Origin of the sequence: Microbispora sp. NPDC049633 (assembly GCF_040675265.1) — a bacterium.
In the GTDB taxonomy this organism is placed as follows: Bacteria; Actinomycetota; Actinomycetes; order Streptosporangiales; family Streptosporangiaceae; genus Microbispora; species Microbispora maris.
Window position 1 is genome coordinate 1 of record NZ_JBFAOO010000377.1, and the last position, 1,097, is coordinate 1,097.

Here is a 1,097-nt window from a genome sequence, read left to right on the forward strand (position 1 = left end):
GACGTGGTGGCGGCGTGGGGGTGAGGACATGGCGAAGGGCCGGGTCGCGCGTGTGCGCGGCCCGGCCCCGGGGCCTCACGGGAGCTGGGGAGAGAGGTCAGCTCTCGGAGGAGAAGGCGGCGTCGAAGGCGGCCTCGGGTGGGGTGATGGCGTTGAGGGAGCGGATGTAGGCGAGGGATTCGGGTGCGCCGTGCAGCCGGTCCATGCCCGCGTCCTCCCACTCGATGGAGATGGGGCCGTCGTAGCCGATGTGGTTGAGTGCGCGGAAGCACTCCTCCCAGGGGACGTCGCCGCGTCCGGTGGACACGAAGTCCCAGCCGCGGCGGGGGTCGGCCCAGGCCAGGTGGGAGGCCAGGCGGCCGCGGCGGCCGTCGCGGGTGGCGACCCGGGCGTCCTTGCAGTCGACGTGGTAGATCTTGTCGGCGAAGTCGAGGATGAACCCGGCGGGGTCCAGGCCCTGCCACACCATGTGGGAGGGGTCCCAGTTGAGGCCGAAGGCCGGGCGGTTGCCGATGGCCTCCAGGGTGCGCAGGGTGGTGTGGTAGTCGTAGGCGATCTCGCTGGGGTGTACCTCGTGGGCGAAGCGGACGCCGACCTCGTCGAAGACGTCGAGGATGGGGTTGAAGCGGTCGGCGAAGTCGGCGTAGCCGGCTTCGATCATGGTCGGTGGGACCGGCGGGAACATGGCCAGGGTGTGCCAGATGGAGGAGCCGGTGAAGCCGACGACGGTCTTGACGCCGAGTTTGGCGGCCGCGCGGGCGGTGTCCTTGATTTCCTCGGCGGCGCGGCGGCGGACGCCTTCGGGTTCGCCGTCGCCCCAGATGCGGGCGGGCAGGATGCCTTTGTGGCGTTCGTCGATGGGGTGGTCGCAGACGGCCTGGCCGACGAGGTGGTTGGAGATCGTCCACACCCCGAGGTTGTACTTGGCCAGGGTTTCCTTTTTGCGTTCGATGTAGGAGTCGTCGGCGAGGGCCTTGTCGACCTCGAAGTGGTCGCCCCAGCAGGCGAGTTCCAGGCCGTCGTAGCCCCATTCGGAGGCGAGGCGGCAGACCTCCTCGAACGGCAGGTCCGCCCACTGCCCCGTGAACAACGTGATC

General features: G+C 69.7%; 1 protein-coding gene. It reads right to left on the reverse strand.

Translation table 11 applies throughout. The annotated features are described in order from the left end of the window. Positions 1-97: 97 nt before the first annotated feature. The gene (locus AB0J39_RS39060; RefSeq protein ID WP_363474201.1) at positions 98-1,096 is read right to left on the reverse strand and encodes a sugar phosphate isomerase/epimerase family protein; all 999 of its coding nucleotides are present in this window, start codon (positions 1,094-1,096) and stop codon (positions 98-100) included. Between the last annotated feature and the right edge of the window lies 1 nt (position 1,097).